Source organism: Parasphingopyxis marina, from assembly GCF_014237875.1.
In the GTDB taxonomy this organism is placed as follows: Bacteria; Pseudomonadota; Alphaproteobacteria; order Sphingomonadales; family Sphingomonadaceae; genus Parasphingopyxis; species Parasphingopyxis marina.
Map to the genome: position 1 here is coordinate 750,737 of NZ_JACJVJ010000001.1, position 19,377 is coordinate 770,113.

18 protein-coding genes and 1 tRNA gene are annotated in these 19,377 nt (G+C 57.8%); 12 read left to right on the forward strand and 7 right to left on the reverse strand.

Features of this window, described 5'->3' with window-relative positions:
• Position 1 precedes the first annotated feature (1 nt).
• From H6P80_RS03715 to H6P80_RS03730, 4 genes are all read right to left on the reverse strand, one after another.
• Positions 2-991 (reverse strand): hypothetical protein, encoded by a 990-nt coding sequence (locus tag H6P80_RS03715; protein ID WP_185799981.1) that lies wholly within the window; start codon positions 989-991, stop codon positions 2-4.
• A gap of 29 nt (positions 992-1,020) precedes the next feature.
• Positions 1,021-1,524 (reverse strand): anthrone oxygenase family protein, encoded by a 504-nt coding sequence (locus H6P80_RS03720; protein WP_221892871.1) that lies wholly within the window; start codon positions 1,522-1,524, stop codon positions 1,021-1,023.
• 47 nt (positions 1,525-1,571) lie between these two features.
• Positions 1,572-2,384, reverse strand: a complete 813-nt coding sequence (locus H6P80_RS03725; RefSeq protein WP_328804966.1) for an NAD(P)H-binding protein — start codon at positions 2,382-2,384, stop codon at positions 1,572-1,574.
• Positions 2,385-2,512: 128 nt separating this feature from the next.
• On the reverse strand, positions 2,513-3,592 hold the full coding sequence (locus tag H6P80_RS03730; RefSeq protein WP_185799984.1) for an AraC family transcriptional regulator: 1,080 nt from the start codon (positions 3,590-3,592) through the stop codon (positions 2,513-2,515).
• A 62-nt stretch (positions 3,593-3,654) separates the two neighbouring features.
• Between H6P80_RS03730 and H6P80_RS03735 the strand changes: the two genes are divergently transcribed.
• The 4 genes from H6P80_RS03735 to H6P80_RS03750 all read left to right on the forward strand — a co-directional run bounded on the left by H6P80_RS03735 (position 3,655) and on the right by H6P80_RS03750 (position 6,076).
• Positions 3,655-4,128, forward strand: a complete 474-nt coding sequence (locus tag H6P80_RS03735; protein WP_185799985.1) for a helix-turn-helix domain-containing protein — start codon at positions 3,655-3,657, stop codon at positions 4,126-4,128.
• A gap of 135 nt (positions 4,129-4,263) precedes the next feature.
• Positions 4,264-4,351 (forward strand) — tRNA-Leu (locus tag H6P80_RS03740).
• A 165-nt stretch (positions 4,352-4,516) separates the two neighbouring features.
• Positions 4,517-5,737, forward strand: coding sequence for a tyrosine-type recombinase/integrase (locus tag H6P80_RS03745; protein ID WP_185799986.1), 1,221 nt, complete (start codon positions 4,517-4,519; stop codon positions 5,735-5,737).
• A 63-nt stretch (positions 5,738-5,800) separates the two neighbouring features.
• Entirely contained in the window at positions 5,801-6,076 is a 276-nt protein-coding gene (locus tag H6P80_RS03750; protein WP_185799987.1) for a hypothetical protein, read from the forward strand.
• Positions 6,077-6,109: 33 nt separating this feature from the next.
• Here the strand turns inward: H6P80_RS03750 and H6P80_RS03755 are convergent, their stop codons facing one another.
• The 3 genes from H6P80_RS03755 to H6P80_RS03765 all read right to left on the reverse strand — a co-directional run bounded on the left by H6P80_RS03755 (position 6,110) and on the right by H6P80_RS03765 (position 7,938).
• The gene (locus H6P80_RS03755) at positions 6,110-6,487 is read right to left on the reverse strand and encodes a hypothetical protein (protein ID WP_185799988.1); all 378 of its coding nucleotides are present in this window, start codon (positions 6,485-6,487) and stop codon (positions 6,110-6,112) included.
• Between the two features lie 138 nt (positions 6,488-6,625).
• Positions 6,626-7,231, reverse strand: a complete 606-nt coding sequence (locus H6P80_RS03760) for a class I SAM-dependent methyltransferase (protein WP_235973794.1) — start codon at positions 7,229-7,231, stop codon at positions 6,626-6,628.
• A gap of 122 nt (positions 7,232-7,353) precedes the next feature.
• Positions 7,354-7,938, reverse strand: coding sequence for an SOS response-associated peptidase family protein (locus H6P80_RS03765; protein ID WP_185799990.1), 585 nt, complete (start codon positions 7,936-7,938; stop codon positions 7,354-7,356).
• A gap of 219 nt (positions 7,939-8,157) precedes the next feature.
• Between H6P80_RS03765 and H6P80_RS03770 the strand changes: the two genes are divergently transcribed.
• The 8 genes from H6P80_RS03770 to pobA all read left to right on the forward strand — a co-directional run bounded on the left by H6P80_RS03770 (position 8,158) and on the right by pobA (position 19,312).
• Positions 8,158-9,183: a hypothetical protein gene (locus H6P80_RS03770; protein WP_185799991.1), complete on the forward strand. Its 1,026-nt coding sequence runs from the start codon at positions 8,158-8,160 to the stop codon at positions 9,181-9,183.
• An 89-nt stretch (positions 9,184-9,272) separates the two neighbouring features.
• Positions 9,273-9,440: a helix-turn-helix domain-containing protein gene (locus H6P80_RS03775; protein ID WP_185799992.1), complete on the forward strand. Its 168-nt coding sequence runs from the start codon at positions 9,273-9,275 to the stop codon at positions 9,438-9,440.
• 9 nt (positions 9,441-9,449) lie between these two features.
• Complete coding sequence (locus H6P80_RS03780) at positions 9,450-9,929, forward strand: helix-turn-helix domain-containing protein (RefSeq protein WP_185799993.1); 480 nt, start codon at positions 9,450-9,452, stop codon at positions 9,927-9,929.
• Positions 9,930-9,932: 3 nt separating this feature from the next.
• Positions 9,933-11,033 carry a site-specific integrase gene (locus H6P80_RS03785; protein ID WP_185799994.1) on the forward strand — a complete coding sequence of 367 codons (1,101 nt, stop codon included), beginning with the start codon at positions 9,933-9,935 and terminating at the stop codon, positions 11,031-11,033.
• Between the two features lie 112 nt (positions 11,034-11,145).
• Positions 11,146-13,320 (forward strand): site-specific DNA-methyltransferase, encoded by a 2,175-nt coding sequence (locus H6P80_RS03790; protein ID WP_185799995.1) that lies wholly within the window; start codon positions 11,146-11,148, stop codon positions 13,318-13,320.
• A gap of 3 nt (positions 13,321-13,323) precedes the next feature.
• Entirely contained in the window at positions 13,324-15,915 is a 2,592-nt protein-coding gene (locus H6P80_RS03795; protein WP_185799996.1) for a DEAD/DEAH box helicase, read from the forward strand.
• A gap of 508 nt (positions 15,916-16,423) precedes the next feature.
• Positions 16,424-18,088 (forward strand): GSCFA domain-containing protein, encoded by a 1,665-nt coding sequence (locus H6P80_RS03800; protein ID WP_185799997.1) that lies wholly within the window; start codon positions 16,424-16,426, stop codon positions 18,086-18,088.
• Positions 18,089-18,145: 57 nt separating this feature from the next.
• Positions 18,146-19,312, forward strand: coding sequence for a 4-hydroxybenzoate 3-monooxygenase (gene pobA, locus H6P80_RS03805; RefSeq protein ID WP_185800964.1), 1,167 nt, complete (start codon positions 18,146-18,148; stop codon positions 19,310-19,312).
• Positions 19,313-19,377: the final 65 nt, after the last annotated feature.

Consider the following 19,377-nt stretch of genomic DNA (forward strand, 5'->3'; position numbering starts at 1 on the left):
CTCAACGTTCTCCTTCATGTATAGCTTCGAAGAGGACCGAAGTCTCCAGCTCGATCAGTGGATCAATCCCCTGGACCAAATCATGGATAGCCTGCCGCCTGTCGGAGGATCGTTCGACGTACGCCAACGCAATTTCCCGGCCAATCCAATAGCCAAGATCGCTCTGCCACTCGTCAGGCACACGACCGTGGTTGAAGTGCCACCGCTGCAATGCCGCTCTTGCGTCGTCCGAAAGGGTGGTGATCGTTTCACCATCGCCGACGCTCTGCCTGAGTGTTTCCCGGTCTTCATCAAACTGCGCAAACAATTCGGCTCGCCGGGCGTCAGCCCATGCGTCGCGAGATGCGTTTGGGCTACGCCCCAGAATGATCCGGGCAACCAGGTCCGCAATTCCTTCGTGCAGCGAGAGCGACAATAAAGGATCAGGTCCGAGCGTATTCGCCGTCAGGGACGGTTGGAACGAGTGAATGGTCTCGTGCGCGAAGAAATATCGCAGCGCCTCACGCACTTCGGCGTCGGTTGGGCTGCTGGCGCACAAAGTCTCGAGCCCAATGACCTGAACCTCAGGTGCGGCAATGCCGGCTGCACTTCCGGCGCCGATCACGACCTCGACGCGTGGGAGCGATTGGCCCGGAAACAGCCCTGCAATTGCAAGGTAGATCGCCTGCAACGACGGCTCCATGCTCTCGGCAATCGGCAGGCACCGCTCAACTGTGTCTCGATAGATTGCAGGCGATGCCGCAATAGCATCGGCCAATGCCTGTGCGGTGCCAAAGCGCGTGGTCTGCATTAGCCGCAGTCCCTCTCCCGCTTCATCGAGATAGGCTTGCTGAATGTGTTCCGTTGTCGGCGACCCTTCATTCTCAAGGAACACGGCAGCAAATCTGCGTGCGTCGCCGGTGTCGATTACGGCGTCCAAAGGGTCCTGCGCGGCGACTGGCTGGACTGATAGCAATAGGGCGATCGCGACCGATAATTGGCGTTTCGACATCAGACGTGCTCCATCTTCCTTCTGCGGCCTCAAACCTGTCCGCTGGTGATGAGTGTAATTGCGGCGATGATATAGAGACCGGCAGTCAGAATGCTGCCGAGCGAGCGCAGGTGATTGAGTCGGGTCCATTTGCGACTATATTCCGCCCAATATGCTTCGGCCTCGGCCGTGCTGTGATCGAGCCTCTCAAGCTTGTTGTTCATCGGCACATTGCCGAACATCGTCATCAGGAAGACGCTAGGCAGATAGACGATGGGCGCCAGGATCAGCGTTGTGAGCGCAGCGCCCTCAAAGACCGTGACGCTGTAGATCGCGAAGAGAGCCGAGAAGAGCGCGATCGACAGAATGCCGGCGACGAACTGGGTCTTGATGACATCGCGGTTGATATGCTGCATCGCCTCAATGCCGCCCGCGGGCGTGGTCTTGAGCAATCCCGACATGACAAACTCGGAAAAAGCGGAAAAGACGCCTCCAATGACTGCGCTCCAAAGCGCTAGAAAGAGGCAAAAGTAGAGCGGCCATTCGTTGGTCATGGTCTGGATCTCCTAGGGTTTTGAGTGCTTCGGGAAGTAGTGGAACGTCAGCCAAGGGGGACTGCCCACGCCCCGCTTGCGGCGACATCGTGGGCATAATCGGCAAAGTCTTTGGGCGGACGACCAAGTGCGCGCTCGACACCGTCAGTCAGGTGCGCATTGCGGCCATCAAGGACGGTGGAAAAAAGATAGTCCAGCATCCAGACGACGTCCTTAGGCGCACCGGAATTTGTCAGCTCGTCGACAAAGGCATCGTGCGGCACGTCTGCATAAGTGATCTCGCGCCCGGTCGCGACCGATAGATCTGCCGCAATATCGGCCATGGTCATCAGCCGGGGACCGGTGACTTCATAGATTTCGCCATTATGGCCGTCTTCGGTGAGTGCTGCGACGGCAACATCGGCAATATCCTCGACATCGACGAAAGGCTCGGCTGTATCCCCGGCCGGCAAGGTTATCGCCCCGCCGAGAATCATATCGATAAAGGCGCCCTCCGAGAAATTCTGGTTGAACCAACTCGCGCGCACTACAGTCCATTCAAGGCCGCTGTCCTGCACGATCCGCTCGCAGGCTTGCGCCTCTCTCTCTCCGCGCCCGGAGAGCAGCACCAGCCGTTTCACCCGTTGTAGCCGGGCGCGCCGAACCAGCGCGCGGATTGCATCCGTCGCACCGGGCATCGCCAGGTCGGGCGAATAGGTAATGTAAATGCCGGCCACGCCATCAAGAACCGCGTCCCAGCCAGCTTCATTGTCCCAGTCGAAAGCTGGAATGGCGGATCGCGATCCTATGCGGACAGCTTGTCCTTTTGCGTAGAGGGCACCAGCAATCCGTCGACCGGTCTTTCCGGTCCCGCCAATCACCAGTGTCAAATTTCCGTCTGCATTTCGCCTTGTCATGTGCTTGCTCCCAAAGATTGGTCACAGGCACTGGATAGGGCGGATACTGTTCGCCCTCTTGCCTTAGGACGACAGCCTTTGTGCAGATCGCGTCATGAAGCGGTAGTTCCGCCCAAGCGATAAGAACGAGGCGTTTCGCCAGCCCACCGCTTGAACGCGCGGGTGAACCCACTCTGCTCTGCAAAGCCGGTAAGGAACGCGATTTCGACCAAAGGATATTCGGTCGTACGAAGCAGGCGTTCCGCCAGTTCGCGCCGCGCCTGATCGACCAGGTCCTGAAATACTGCACCGTCTTCGCCCAGCTTGCGCTGCAGTGTGCGTGCACTCGTGCCAACCGCCCGAGCGACATCCGAAAGTTTGGGAACGCCGCCGCTCAGTTTTTTTCCGATCTCGGACTTTACCTGAAGCGGTAAGGGAGTGGTTGAGCCGATATTTGCGAGCATCTCCTCGACGCGCTTATCGAAGAAACGGGATATAGCATCGTCGCCCACAGCATTGGGAAGCGCCAATTCCTCGTTTGAAATGATGACCGCATTGATGCCTGCTCGATCCTCAACCGAGCAACCCAGATAGTCCTCCATAAATTCCATGTCGCCGATGAATTCGTGCGCACAAAGCGCTCGAACCGGCTTGAAAGGCCGGCCCGAAGCTTCGCGGCAAATCGCGGTGAAGGTAGCGAAGGTGGCTTCGTTGGAAAGTTTCGCGCCAACCGAAGTTTCATCGGTCAAACGATGGAACCTATATTCTGTCGTGTCTCTACCGCGCGTCACCTCAAGCGCCCTGACGCGGGCGACTACGCCGACATAGCGCTGCGCCCGATCCCACCCATCCCTAAGGGTCGGCGAACTCTTCCAGGCAAGGCCAACGGCGCCCAGATCTTCGCAGCGCATGGATGCACCCAGCTTGATATGGGCTCTCGGCGGTTCGTCCTCGGCGGCCGCTATTGTCTCCAGAAGCGTAACATAATCTTCTTCTGCCACCATGGTGGCAAGGTCTGGGGGACTGTTCATATCGAGCTTGCAGATTGCGAACAGGTCAGCTCGATCCAAAGTCTCCGGAGCCTGTTCGATCGCCTTGCGTGAATAGATGGAGGAGGACTGGGACACACTCCATTTGTAAGCGTTCAGGATTGGCGTTGGAAAGGGGAGGCTAATCCGGAACGTGAAAGCCATTATTGCCAATTATTTGAAATGTCCGATTTGAGGGCGCAAAGCGGACATTGACCAGGTTCCGAATGACTCAGAGCAGATCCGTCATCGAAGGTTGGCCAGCGCTTCTCACGACGGAAATGGCCGCGCGATACCTATCCGTCGATGAAATCAAGTTCGCCGAGATCGCAAACAGGTGGCGAACTGACCCGGTCGACCTCGAAACGGATTCGCCGCGATGGCACAGATCGGACCTTGATCGCCTGATCTGGCGCCTGCCTTGCACAACCATGGCCGACGACCTCCACCGGCCGCGAAAGATCGATCTCGACAAGGCAACGATAGACCATATTGTCAGCGCGGTAGCATCGCGGCTGGCTGGCCAGAGGAGCGACAACAAGCGATTGCTGGTGTCGATCAGGGATGCCAGCGAAATGCTAGGGGTTGCTCGTACGACGATCTACCGCCTGATCAGCGGTGGGCGGTTGGGCACCCGCAGGATCGGGCGTCGCATGCTCATTCTCATGGCAGATATCGACGCGATATTGGTCGAGGATTGATAGTGCCAGACACCAGGAATTGAGTATCGTGGCAAAGGTATCCAGCTCGACCTGAAGTCTTGTTGACAAGGAGACCTCCGCACCGCTATCCGCCTGCGCCTACCCGGCGAGGCCTGCTTTGTAGCTTTGCTCCGTGCCCAGATGGCGGAATTGGTAGACGCGCCAGCTTCAGGTGCTGGTGTCCCTTGTGGACGTGGAGGTTCGAGTCCTCTTCTGGGCACCATTTCCTTGATCGGAAATGTTCGCGGAAGGTTGTAAAAACCCCAGAAATTCGGTAAAAACGACGCCTAGCTGGTCGCTGGCGTCCGTCTTCGTTCGCGTACAATCGCGATGCTTTGGGGGCCACGTTGGGGGCCATATCGAAACCTGATCAGGGAGTGGCCCCAAGATGGCGTTGACCGACACGAAGATTCGCAATGCGAAGCATGGCCCCAAGCCGATCAAGCTTTTCGACGAAAGGGGGTTGTTTCTGCTTCTCCAGCCGTCTGGCGGAAAGCTATGGCGGCTCAAATACCGGATTCAGGGCAAAGAGAAGAAGCTTTCGTTGGGCATCTATCCCGATGTGAGCCTCAAACTGGCGCGGCAGCGGCGCGATGAGGCACGTGCCCTAATTGCGGATGGCATTGATCCGTCGCAGGTGAAGCTGGACGAGACCGAGGCGGCAAAGGCGGCAGCGGCGAATACCTTCAAGGCCGTTGGCGAAGAATATATCGAGAAGGCCGCGCTTGAAGGGCGAGCGGCTGTGACGATCAAGAAAACGCAATGGCTGTTTTCGCTTATGGAAGGCGATCTGGGCCACCGCCCAATCGCCGACATCACGCCAGCGGATTTGCTTGCGACGTTGCAGAAGGTCGAGAAGAAAGGCCATTTGGAAACCGCGCGGCGGATGCGCTCGCTGGCCAGCCGCATATTCCGCTATGCCGTGGCGACATCGCGGGCGAGCGCCGATCCTTCGGCGCTGCTTCGCGGCGCGCTCGTGGCCCCCAAGGTCAAGCATCACAGTGCGATCATCGATCCCAAGGAAGTGGGCGGACTGCTCAGGGCGATCGATGGCTATTCCGGGCATCCGCTCACCTGTCTGGCTTTGAAGCTGACGCCCCATCTGTTTGTGCGTCCGGGCGAACTGCGCCGCGCCGAATGGAGCGAGTTTGATCTCGACAAGGCGATCTGGACGATCCCGGCGGACAAGATGAAGATGCGCAATCCGCATGTCGTGCCGCTATCCCGGCAGGCGTTGGAACTGCTGGAAGCCGCAAAGGCGATCAGTGAAGGCCAGCGCTATATTTTCTCGTCGCTCTATCCGGGCAATCGTCCGATGTCGGAAAACACGGTCAATGCCGCATTGCGGCGGCTGGGCTATACCGGCAAGGAAATGACCGCGCACGGCTTTCGTTCGACCGCCAGCACGCTCTTGAACGAAAGCGGCAAATTCAGCCCGGATGCGATCGAGCGGGCCTTGGCGCACAAGGATGCGAATGCAACGCGCGCGGCTTATCATCGCAGTCAGTATTGGGATGAGCGTGTTGAAATGGCGCAGTGGTGGAGCGATCGGCTTGATACGTTGAAAAACGGCGCGACCATTCTTCCGTTCGAACGGCAGCAAATTTAGGTCAGAACGGGTGATGCTTAATCCGGCCTTGCGTAATGTTCATTATATGTTCTCAATCGGGCCATGCGTCGAATCAGCCACGAAGAATTGCGTATTCGCATCTATGTGAAGCTCCGGACGTTCCGGAAGCGGACGCTGCGCGCATTGGTTTCCAAGCTCCCGCATGAAGGCGACAAGGCGACCGGAGAAGTCGCGGACGCCATCGCCGATCTCGTGGCGGGGGGAGACGCGCGGCTGATAATTCCCACGCCGGTCAAATCAAAATTGGACAATCAGGAAGGGCCGGGCAGGTGGGGGCCGGACGATCCCGACCCGACAGAATATCTGGATCGGGAATGACGGGTTTCGACCCCATTCAGACGTTCGCTGGAGCTAGAAGTCGTCAGAGGGTTCCAGTTCCTCGTCGGTCTCGGAGAAGCAGCCACGGGCTAACATTACCGAATGCGCTGTCCCCGCAAGTTGCGAAATACGCGACGGCCAAGCGGTGCTCAGAAACTCATCCGCGGACATTCCGTCCGTTTCAGCCCACGCGGCATTCAGCGCGTCGACAAGCGGCAATAAAGCCTGCCGCTCATCTTTGTTGAGCGCACCGTTTCTGTGCAGCGTGAAGTTGCCTCCGTCCACCCACGGAAAGGCTCCGTCTCCCCACATCTCGAAATACTCATCCACTCCCCATGCGAGGTTCGGTTCTACATCGAGATTGGCAGCGAGGGTGCGGGCGATGTTGTTTCGAATGACCTGCTGGGTCACTCGCGCCAAAGAAGGGTTTGTTTCCACGGGATTGGCTCTACACTGGCTAGCTGACCTTTAAAACCGAATGTCCGCTTTCCACCCCAAGTCAGCCATCTGCCAGCGCCGTTGAGCTTCTCCGGAGTGACGACCATATGGCTACGCGCGCGCAACGATGTAAAGCCATTCCGCGTGCGCCCTTTCGGTGGCAACCTCATTGATAGCCCAACTGGAAAACCTTGCCCGCGACAGAAGCGGAGCAAGATCTTCAGGCTGCCAATAACAAAAAAACCTCGGTGCATTCAGTTTCTCGTCTGACCATTCCTCGCCGTCGCCTCGTTTGAGGCTGAAAGCAAAACGCCCATTGGGTTTCAAAGCGCGAGATGACTTCCTCAGTGCCTCCGCAAATTCTTGCCTATCGAAATGCAGCAAGACCGCGTTTGCTATGATGAGATCATATTTTGCCGTAAACGCGTCGTTCAAAACATTGAAGAGTTTCGCTTCAAATCCCAAACGTCGCAAATGCTGGACAAACGCCGTAGAGGCATCTGTGCATTCAACCTCATATCCTTGCTCGTGGATGTAGGCTGCATCACGACCGATGGCACTACCAATCTCTAGCAGCGCCGCGTCGAGAGGGAGGCCGGCCAGGGCCTCATTTATCCAATCCCTGATGGCGCCAAATACGACGTGCGTTGTACCTGCGACATATTCGGAAGCATGCGAATTGTATGTAGCCAGCGTCTTTTCGTTGCTTCCAATCATTAATTTCACCCGCTCCAACTCTGAAATCACGCCCGCACGGGACCGTGAAAATGGATATGTCTGCTTGCTACGTAACGCAGCGCAATATCAATACAGACTGTCTGATTTCCACCCCATAACGGTCATTCGACGAGCGCCATCAACTGCGACGGGAACGGCTCGGCGAATTGTTCTGCATCGTCACCGGCCAGCCAGCCGTCATAGTCATCCGGTTGCAGGATCACCGGCATGGCCTTGGGATGGATCGGCTTCACGAGCGGGTTGGGTTCGCAGGTGAGGAAGGCATAGGCAGGGCCCTCCTCCGTCATGCGCCATATACCCGCGAAGGCCGACACCTGAGCCTCATTAACGGTAAACCAGCACTCTTCTCGCCCGGCATTAGGTTTCGGTTCGGCAAACTCGGTGAAAGGCACCAGGCAGCGGTTCTCGGCATTGGTGAGCATCGATCGCCAGAATGAGCTGTTGAGGTTGCGCACGTTCGTGATGCGCTTGGTGACGGTCGTGCCGGGACGCTTGCCCTTCATCTTGAGCGGCACGCCCCATTGGATCGCTTCCAATATCTTTTCGCCGTCGGCGATGCGGGCGATCACACCGTTTCGGCGCGGCCATACGTCTTCCGGGGGCGTTTCATCGAAGTGGCTGACATAATCCCGCCAGCTCTCGATCGTGGCCAGCGCTTCGGGGAGGTTGTGATAGTGGTTGCACATCGTTCGTTCCAAAATCCGTCCGGCGAATGCGTCCGACCGAGCAATTCTAAATCGTGGCGGCGAGATTAGCTAATCTGCCAATTCCTGCTTCTGTATTTGCGCTAGTCAACAGACCGATTTGCGGTTTTGCTTTTAGGTGCGCCGGACTCACGATATGCTGCCGCCGTGGATGATCGGCTAAGAAATCATCTTGACCTTGTTTGCCAGCGCAATTTGGAGATGGCCAAGCAGGCGTTCGACCGTTCCATTAGGGATTTGGATGCACGGCTGGTTGGCGAAGGACTGTTTTGGAGTGGGTATCGGATTCGGCGATCCGCTGAACTCATGAAAGAAAACGCACTGGTGTTTCTAGAGAACTCCCACGGCGCCGCGATCGCGCGGGAGGCGACCGACCAATCCGCGTATCTGATGATTACCGAGACCTTGGATCAACTGCTTCAATATTTCGAAGGCCGTATACCCAAGATCGCCCGAAACACCGGTGGTGCGTCCGTCGCAAAAGAACGCTCTGAGCATTCCGAAAATCTCTTGCGAACACAATTTGCAGTGGAGCGTAAAGCGATTCAAATCGAGATCGATATTGTTGCCTTCGATTTCGATAGTGCCGATGCTGTTTCAATGGACCCTCCGGAAAATCAGACCGTTGCCCAGCCGTTACCTGTCGCGACGAAAGGAAAGGCGCCCAATTTGCCGCCGTGGCTCAATCCTTTTCAGGCTGTCGCTTGGGTAACGTATCGCACCGATGAAGCGGCTGGCAATCTCGACAACTGGACATCCAAGGCAGCCGAAACATTCTATGGAAATCGCCCGGTTAAAGGGTCTTCGGTAGAGCTGACTGAAGCGCTTCAGGCCGGCAATCTGACGGCCTATGGTTCGATCGATGGCGGACCGTTTGATGTTATTCCGCCCGTGGAATGGGCGAGATTGCGACTGGATGCGTTAGACCGGCGTTACGTGCATCCCTATTCCGACATCCGCATTGCGACAAATGACCTCAAGCGTGTTTTCCCTATCGGGGGCGGAAGCCGGAAAGCAACGCAGCGCAAGAGAATTGGGGATCCCATGTTGCAGGCATGGTGGGATAGCCTGAGAGATGAAGTTAGGCTGGAATCCCAACAGAATCTCTGGGTTCTGGCCAAGGCAGCTTTTCCCGACCACGAAATTTCGCGCAGCCGCGTCCGCGCATTTACGCGAGGGCGGAAGCCCGGCCCTAGGCAATCCGGCGGGAAAGCGACCGCCGATTAGCCGCCGAAATAGACGGCCGAATTGATCCATTCCAAATTCACTCTCGCATTCGCTGGAATCCCGGCGGACACGAGCGAGGAAGTTGAACAATGGAACCTGTCACGATTTCAATTAACGGCGCTGCGAAGGCGTTGGGGCTGGGCCGCACGTCGATCTATGAACTGATCAACGCCGGGCGGCTGGAGAGCGTTAAGCTGGGGCGTCGTCGGTTGGTTAAAACCGAGTCGATCCGTCGCTTGATTGACCGCGCGGAATAGGCCGGGGCAATGCCGGGCAAACGGATCAACCCGCGCTTACCCAAGGTGCATCGGGCCTATGCCGTTGACGAGGCGGCGCGGCTGCTTGGGGTGCACAAGAATACGATCTGGACCTGGGTCAAATCCGGGCTGCCGACGATCGATAAATCGCGGCCCGCTTTGATGCTGGGCAGCGATCTGCGCGAGTGGCTTAGCCAGCGGCGCAAGGCGGCGAAACAGCCATGCCCGCCCGGTACGATCTATTGCATGAAGTGCCGCCAGCCGAGAGCGCCAGCCTTGGGCCTGGCGGAATACACGACCTGCAATGCCATCTCCGGCGATCTCAGCGCGCTTTGCGAGATATGCGAGACAGTCATGCATCGGCGCACCTGCCTGGCCGATCTGTCTAAGGTTTTGCCCGGTCTCGACGTCCTGATCAGGGAAGGACCTTCAAGCCTAAGGGAGCAGCCAAACCCTTCCCCAAATTGTGACAAGCAGAAGGACGACTAGGCCATGGTAAAACACAGCCCAAAAAACACTCGGATCAAGCGGGAATATTTCCTGTATCTCAGGGAAGCCAAGCGGCGCGACGAAACATCGATCGACAAGGTGGCGAAGGCGCTCGCCCGATTTGAAGAGGCAAATGGCCACAAGGGTTTTGACAAGTTTCATCGGCAACAGGCCGTCGCCTTCAAACGCAAGTTGGATACGGAAATCAATCACCGCACGGGCAAGCCGCTGGCACGGGCCACGGTGCATTCGACGCTATCGGCCTTGCGCGCCTTTTTCATCTGGCTAGCCGACAAGCCGGGTTTCAAATCCAAAATCAGCTATTCCGATGCCGACTATTTCAACCTTTCGGAAAAGGATGTGCGGATCGCCAAGGCGTCCCGGCCCAAGTCGGTGCCGACACTGGATCAAATTCACGCCGTGTTGGCGTCCATGCCAGCCGAGACGGACATTGAACGGCGAAATAGGGCTCTGATCGCCTTTACCATCCTCACAGGCGCTCGTGACGGGGCGCTGGCGTCCTTCAGGCTCAAACATGTCGATCTGCGCGAGGGCGTCGTTTTTCAGGATGCGCGCGACGTGCGCACCAAGGCATCCAAGAGCTTTTCAACCTGGTTCTTTCCGGTTGGCGGGCAGGCATTGGCGATCGTTGCGGACTGGCACGAGTATCTTCGAAAAAAGCTGCTTTGGGGCGACGACGATCCACTGTTTCCCAAAACGCAAATGGGGCTAGGCGAGACCGGCGGCTTCCAGCCGGTCGGGCTTTCCCGCGAATGCTGGAGCGGCGCGGGGCCGATCCGCAAAATTTTCAGAGATGCGTTCGAGTCGGCTGGCTTGCCCTATTTCAACCCGCATTCATTTCGCGATACGCTTGTGCAGTTTGCCGAACGACATTGCCGAACCGCCGAAGCATTCAAGGCATGCTCGCGAAACCTGGGCCACGAACATGTGCTGACGACGCTCACAAGCTATGGCCCGGTATCGCCGCACCGACAGGCGGAACTGATCCGCGCTCTTGGGCAGCCACCTTCGCCCGATAATGATGACGAGCGACTGGCAGCAATGCTTGCCGAAACCGTGCGCAAGTATCAGGCTGGTGGCTAGCCTCTTTCAGCCGAGAGCATATTCCTGTTAGGTGCACGGCCAGGCAGGGGAGCAGCCAAGTGTCGGAATTGCCAATTGCGCGTCGAATCGAATGCCAATCCGGTGAGGTGCCATGTCGCGGCTGACTGACCTGATTTCCAAGGCCAAGGCCAAGGATGCCGATCTGGGGCGGGAGCTGGAGCGGGAGTTCAAGGCGCTGTCTTCGCGCCGGTCGTTTGGCCTGAATTTCGAGCGGCATCGCCCGGAGAATGTCGAGCTTCCTGGTCGCCCAATCCGCAAGGGCGATAAGGTGCGCATCCTGCCGGAACGCGGATCGACCAAGAAGGGCGATCAGCGGCTTTGGAAGGTGATCAGCCTTGCGGGGAGGGGTGCTGAGCGCATCGCCAAGCTCTCCCTGCTTTACACCGATGAGTCGGAGCAAACTGAAGCGTTGTATTCTGATCTGGTCGTGGTGGCCGAGTTTCGAGATTACATCTATCCCGGCCTTGTCAGCACGGGGAAGGTCGAGCGCGGCGGTGACAAGCCGTTTCACACTGTGATCAATGGCGAGAACTTCCATGCGCTGGAGGCGCTGACATTTACCCATCGCGGCAAGGTGGATGCGATTTACATTGACCCACCTTACAACAGTGGTGCGACAGATTGGAAATACAACAACTCCTATGTCGAGAAGGACGACGCATATCGCCACTCGAAGTGGCTGGCTATGATCGAGCGGCGACTTATATTGGCGAGAGAGCTTCTCAATCCAAATCATTCGGTTTTAATTGTGACCATCGACGCGCGTGAGTTTCTGCGGCTCGGATTGCTACTTCCTCAGATTTTCCCTGAAGCGCGCATCCAAATGGTATCAAGCATAATCAATCCAAAGGGTGTCTCAGTTGCGGGCGGTTTTCGTCGAGCGGATGAATATCTTTTCTTTGCCATGTTGGGCGATGCCGCACCTAAGCGCCTGCGCTTGAGCAAAGAATGGTCGCCGTCTTCAATCGTTAGCGGAACTTCGAAAATCCCAGAATTGGATGAAGCTGAAGAACAAACAAGTGTGAGGCGGACTGAGCCAGCGTGGACTTCAATGATGCGACGCGGATCAGAGGCTGCGAGGGCCGACCGTGAGTCGATGTTTTATCCGATCTATGCTGATCCAGAGTCGAGAGTCATCGTAGAGGTAGGAGAAGCCCTTCCTCAAGGCGTTGATGAAGCGCCTGAAAAGGAAGGATTGGTCCCAATTTTGCCTATCCGCAGGAATGGCGATCAGGGCCGCTGGCAGATTTCGGCTGCTGAACTTAGAACTAGGATCAAGCAGGGCCGTATTCGACTTGGACGGCCAACTTCTTATGGTTTTGTAGTGAACTATCTGCCTGATGGAGCTTACGAAGCGGTTTTGTCAGACACGTTCGAGATTGAAGGATATGCACACGACGGCTCGATTATCGCGTTCCAAATTGAGGACGGGGATGATCGGATTGCACCTACCCAGTGGAAGATTGAGTCGCATAATGCTTCCGAACACGGTTCAGGGATTTTGGAGCAGCTCATGCCAGGTCGGAGCTTCCCCTTTCCAAAATCTCTGTATGCAGTCGAGGATGCATTGCGCTTTTTTCTCTTCGACAATCGTGATGCGAAGGTGTTGGATTTCTTCTCGGGTTCAGGAACGACTGCTCATGCCGTAATGCGCCTCAATAAACAGGATGGCGGGCAGCGACAGTGCATTTCCGTTACCAACAACGAAGCAAGTGCGGGTGAGCAAGCCAAGCTGCGTGAAGATGGCTTACGCCCCGGCGATCCCGAATGGGAGCAATGGGGCATTTGCGACTACATAACCAAGCCCCGGATTAAGGCGGCTATCACAGGCCAAACGCCTGAAGGCCAGCCGATCAAGGGCGACTACAAATTCACAGACGAGTTCCTGATGGCCGATGGCTTTGCGGAAAATGCCGAGTTCTTCACGCTCACCTATGAGACACCGGTCGCGGTCAGCCATAATCGTGCATTCGAGCGCATTGCGCCGCTCCTGTGGATGCGCGCTGGTAGCGCGGGAAGCCGGATCGAAAAATTACCCGAGGGCGGCTGGGCTGTCGCTGATTGCTATGGCCTGTTGACCGATCTGGATCAGGCAGCGCTCTTTGCCGAAGCGATCCACGGCAAGGACAGCATTCGCATCGCTTACATCGTCACTGATGATGAGCGGCGCTTCCAGTCGGTCGTGAGACAACTGCCCGACACGGTCGAACCGGTGCGGCTGTATGAATCCTATCTCACCAATTTCCGCTTTGCGACGGGGCGCTGAGCCATGAAGTTCACGCTGAAGGATTATCAGGACGAAGCGGTTGCCGATGTGCTCGACCGGCTCAAGAAGGCACGGCGGCGCTGGCACGAGGACAAGGACTCGCACGCCTTTTCGCTCACCGCCACGACCGGCGCGGGCAAGACTGTGATGGCGGCGGCTGTTTTCGAAGCTCTGTTCTTCGGCAATGACGATCACGAGTTTGAAGCCGATCCAGGCGCGGTCGTGATTTGGTTTAGCGATGATCCGTCCTTGAACGAACAATCCAAATGGCGGCTGCATCAGGCGTCGGAGAAGCTCACAGTGTCCGATCTAGTGACGGTAGAGAACACCTTCAGCCGGGAGAGGTTTGAGCCGGGGAAGGTGTATTTCCTCAACACTCAGAAGCTCAGCAAGACGAGCAAGTTGGTGCGCGGTCACCAACCCGACGATGAGGGACTCGAAAAGACCGCATCGGGCGAAGTGCTTATGCCCGATCTTCGGTCGCACACGATTTGGCAGACGATCCAGAACACCACCGAAGACCCCAATTTGACGCTCTATCTGGTGCTTGATGAGGCACACCGGGGAATGCGCGATGGCGGCAATAGCGGTGTGCAAGGCAAGCCCACCATTGTGAAGCAGCTTATCAACGGCACTGGCGCTGTTCCTGGCATTCCGATTGTCTGGGGGATTTCCGCAACCGTGCAGCGTTTCAACGATGCGATGCAGGGAATGACTGGGCGCAGCACGCTTCCCAATGTCGAGGTCGACTCCAAGAAGGTGCAAGACAGCGGCCTGATCAAGGACACGATCAAGCTGGACGTGCCAGATGAGGCGGGCGACTTCGCAACCGTGCTCTTGCGCCGGGGAACGGAGCGGCTTCGCGCCATGTCGAAGGCGTGGGAGGATTATGGCGCGGATCAAGGGCAGGGCGAAACGGTCCAGCCGCTCATGGTGCTTCAGGTGCCAAATAATCCCGATTCCGACGAGATTGGACGCTGGCTCGATACGATCTTCGAGACGTGGTCCGAATTGCCGCATGACTGTGTCGCCAACGTGCTGGGCGAACACCGGACGGAGCAATTTGGGAGCCATGCGGTCCCTTATTTGGAGCCTGAGCGGGTACAGGAGCGCGATGACGTGCGCATTCTGATTGCCAAAGATGCCATCAGCACCGGCTGGGACTGCCCGCGCGCCGAAGTAATGGTCTCATTCCGGGCCGCGAGCGACAGAACGCATATCACGCAGCTACTCGGCCGAATGCTGCGTTCACCGCTGGCACGGCGCATTCCGGGGAATGATCAACTTAACGCAGTCGATTGCTTGTTGCCGAAGTTTGATAAGGCCGCAGTCGAAGCCGTGGCCGAAGCCATTAGGTCGGGGAGCGAGGTAGAGGGTGATACCCTAAAGCGGGTACTTATCCAGCCGATCGAGCTATTTCCCGATCCGGATATTCCACAGGCGGTTTGGGCCAAGTTCGTCTCCCTACCATCGCAATCCCTACCGAAGAAGACCGCGCGGCCGGTCAAACGACTCACAGCCTTGGCGCACGAACTGGCTCGAGACGGACTGATGCCCGATGCCGGGAAGAAGGCTCATGCAGAAATGCACAAGGTGCTGGACGGTTTATGGGGCGATCTGGCTGGCGACGTTGCCAAAGCGCGCAAGGACGTTCTCACGGTCGAAGGCAAGACGCTCACGGCCGATATTGCCAGCGGCGGCACAAGCTTCGATGATTTTGTGGAGGCGGCAGACTACGCCGTTATCGAAGACGTTTATCTGCGCGCAGGGCGTATAATCAGCCCTGATCTGGCGACGAGCTATAGCGAGTACCTGGCAGCGAAAAATGAAGGCGCTGACGATGATGAGGAAGCCTTGATCGATGCCCACACCGATATTGCGGCCTTGGGGCTGATCGATGCGGTCAAAGTCAGGCTGGAGCAGGCGGCCGAAGCTTTGGCCAATGAATGGCTGACGCAGAAGCAGGACGCAATCGCCGCTCTTAGCGACGAGCGTCAAGATGCCTACCGAGAGATCAGCGAGCTGAGCGCCACACCGTTCGATGTACGGCTGGTGAAACCCGGTTCGCGGCTCCAGCCAACAAAGGCTCTTGAAGGGGGCAAGGAAACCGACCTGCCCAGGTTTGATAAACACTTGCTGTGCGATGACTCTGGTCTGTTCCCGGACGTGCTGAACGAATGGGAAGGTAAAGTTCAATCGACCGAGATGGAGCGAGAAGGCCGCATCGGCTGGTATCGCAATCCCCCGCGCACAAGTCAGGATTCGCTGGGCATTGTCTATGACTATGCGGGGAATACCGAGCTGGTGCGACCGGACTTCTTGTTCTTCAGCGAGGATACCAACGGCGAGATCGTCGTCGACATTATCGATCCGCATGGAGAGCACTTGGCCGACAGCCTGCCAAAGCTCCGTGGCCTAGCGGACTATACTGAAAAGCACGGGTCGCACTTTGGCCGGATCGAGGCGGTGGCCAAGGTCGATGGCAGCTATCGAGTGCTCAATCTGAAAGCGGATGAAGTGCGGGAATTGGTGCGTGGAGCAACGAGCGCGAAAGAGGCCTATCTAGATAAGTTAAGCGACGGTTACGGTAGGTAGTTGGGGGCCACATTGGGGGCCATCGAATCCATGAAATAGAATAAAATGATAAATATCAACATATTAAGCAGGCAATATTAGTCCTCTTCTGGGCACCAGAATTCTTGCAGAATCGGCTTGCCATAAGCCGCGATCTTAGCGAGGGGCCTTCCCTGATGTCAGCCGGTTGGTTCCCTGATCCGTGCTTCAGATTCCTTGATATCGGCGTGGTAATTCCCTGTTATTTCGAGCAGGGAATTTGTGGTGCAAACCGGTAGGAAAGTGGCATTTAATCTGGCGCAGATTGCTCTCCCACTGCGCAAAAAATGGGATTTCCCTGTTAATTGCCGCAAAACAGGGAAATTCAGGCTGAGACCAGTTAGCCGTCGACTGCGAGGCGCACCATTTCCTCCTTTTCCTGCGCTATCCCGGTATTTTGACCCCTTCACATGCGTGCGGGGGATCCGCGCGGTGCTTTCCGGTAAAACGGCCATTGCCGTCGCGTTCCGGGAGACTAGAAGGTTTTCCTATGCCGCTTGAGAGTATGAATGGCCCCGATGCAATACGCATCCGCAAGGCCAATACGCAGTCGACTTGGGGCGTTCGCGCCGAGGAAAACCGCGTCGAGCCGATCGCCAAGCCCGCCTTCGACGTACCCTTCGAACTGATTCCGGGCGAACCGATCTTCACTATCGGATCCTGCTTCGCCCGCAATGTCGAGGCGGAATTGCTGGCGCGGGGCTTCAAAATCCCGATGCGCCAACTGTTCAACACGCCCGCCTTCGAAGGCCTGGCGCCCGAAATCGTGAACAATTTCGGCACGCCGTCCATCTACAATGAGTTCGCCTGGGCGTTCGGCGAAGAAAGGTTCGACGAAGCCAAAGCGATCGTGGAGGTCGGGGAGAATCGGTATGCCGACCTCCACATCGTCAATTCGGTACGCCCCGGGCCGCTCGACGATGTATTGGCGCGCCGGCGCGGGCTGATGGAGGCGACCCGCACGCTCGCGGATTGCCGCGTACTCGTCATGACGCTCGGCCTCGCCGAAGTGTGGTGGGACGAAGAGGCCCAGACCTATCTCAACACCGTGCCGCTGCCCGGCGTTATGAAGGCGATGCCTGGGCGCTTTTCGCTGCATGTGCTCAGTTTCGAGGAATGTCACGATTATCTTCGTCGCGCGCTCGATCTCGCCTTCAAACATGGACGCGACGACCTTCGCGTGATCCTGACCGTATCACCGGTACCGATGTTCGCGACGCACCGCCGCGAGGATGTGCTGGTCGCGAACAGCTATTCGAAATCGGTGTTGCGCGCCGTGGCCGAGCAGATCGTGACTGCCGACCAGCGGATCGTCTATTTTCCGAGTTATGAATCGATCATGCTTTCGGATCGCCGGATCGCGTGGATGGACGATTTCGTTCATGTCACCCGGCCGATGGTCGAGTTCAATATCGCCCGGATGGTCGACGCCTATACCGGACGGCCCGAAAGCACAGAGCAACTGCTTCCGGGTGCCGGCGACTTTTCCACCGAATCGGCCGAAGCGCTGCTGCTCGCTGAAAAGGCGCGCCAGGCACGGACGGCGGGCGACGACGATTTCTTTGATAGGCACGCCGCTGAAGCCGCCGGCTCCCCCGCCTTTGCGATCGAGTTTGCGCGTTTCCTGATGGAGAATGATCGCCCCGCCGACGCGGTCGAGGCGATCGCCGGACTGGAACGGTCAGAAGCTGTGTTGCTGCGCGCCGAAGCGTTGCTGGCGATGGGCGAATATGCGGCGGCAGAGGAAACCGTTCGTCCGCTCTGCAATGCGCAGACCAAGGGCAATTTGCCCTGGCATATCCTGCTCGATTCTGCGGTGAAGCAAGGAAAAGCCGATGCGGTATTCGCCGTCGAACGCGATTGGCTCGAGGCGAAGCCGCGCCAGCAGCCCGTGATCGTGACGCGCACCGGTATGGCCTTGGGGCGGGTCGGCGAACATGCGGCTGCGATCGAGCGGTTAAGCGAAATTGCCGAAGGCGGGCATGAGGCAAGCGCGGCGGCGGCGATCGCCTGTGCCACTGCCATGCTGGCTTCCGGCGACCCCGATGGCGCGGTAGCGATGCTAAAAAAGGTGACGCCCCGCACCGAATGGCAGATCAAACGCATTCGCCGGCTCCACAACCAGGCAAGAAAGGCCCGCGCTGCCGCCCGGTAGGACGGGTTTTTCTGTTTGCATTACATACGAACTCGCTAGGGTGAGCGTATGGAGAAGATGCGTACCGATGTCGCGATCATAGGATCCGGTCCAGCGGGATTGCTGCTCGGCCATTTGTTGCGGCAGGCCGGGATCGGCGCGGTGATTCTCGAACGCCGAACGCGCGACTATGTCGAAGGGCGGATCCGCGCCGGGGTCCTGGAAACCGTCACGACCGGATTGATGCGGGATCTTGGCCTGGCCGAAGGGCTCGATGAATACGGCCTGCCGCATTCGGGGTTCCTCTTTGCCGATGGCGAACGGCTTATCCGTATCGATGTCGAAGAGCTGACGGGAAAGCAGGTAACCGTTTACGGCCAGACCGAGGTCACCAAAGACCTGATCGCCGCGGCGCCCGATCGCGGGCTCGATATCGTCTGGGATGCAGAGGATGTGGCGCTCCACGATATCGATGGCGATGCGCCCTGGTTGCGCTTCGTGAAGGACGGCGCCGACCACCGGCTCGACTGCAGGTTCGTCGCGGGGTGCGACGGCTTTCACGGCCCGTCGCGCCAAGCCGTGCCGGATAGCGCGAGCAAGGACTATGAGCGCGTTTATCCGTTCGGCTGGCTCGGCATCCTCGCCGATGTGCCACCTTGCAACCACGAACTCATCTATGCCAATCACGGTAACGGCTTCGCCCTCGCCTCGATGCGGTCGCCCTCGCGCAGCCGCTATTATATCCAGGTGCCGCTCGACGAGCAGCTTGAAGACTGGCCCGACGATCGGCTTTGGGATGAACTCGAACTGCGTCTGGGCCCGGCAGCGGGCAAGATCGTTCGCGGTCCGGCGATCGAAAAATCGATCGCGCCGCTGCGCTCCTACATCTTCGAACCGATGCGCCATGGCCGCCTGTTCCTTGCCGGCGACGCCGCCCATATCGTGCCGCCGACCGGCGCCAAGGGCCTGAACCTTGCGGCTTCGGACATAGCCTATCTCTCCCGCGCGCTGATCGCGCATTTCAAGGATGGCGAGGACAGCCGCCTCGAACGCTATGCGAGCGACGCCCTGAGCCGCGTGTGGAAGGCCAGCCGTTTCAGCTGGTACCTGACTACCCTCATGCATCGCTTTCCCGAGGCCAGCGCGTTCGACCGCAAGATGCAGCTTGCCGAACTTGACTATATCGCCAGTTCCGATGCCGCGCGGCGCGCGATCGCGGAGAATTATGTCGGCCTGCCGCTTTAGGGCGACGATCCGAACGAAGGCGGGACGCGACAAGGTTAATTCGCTATTATCGCCTGATTAGCTTT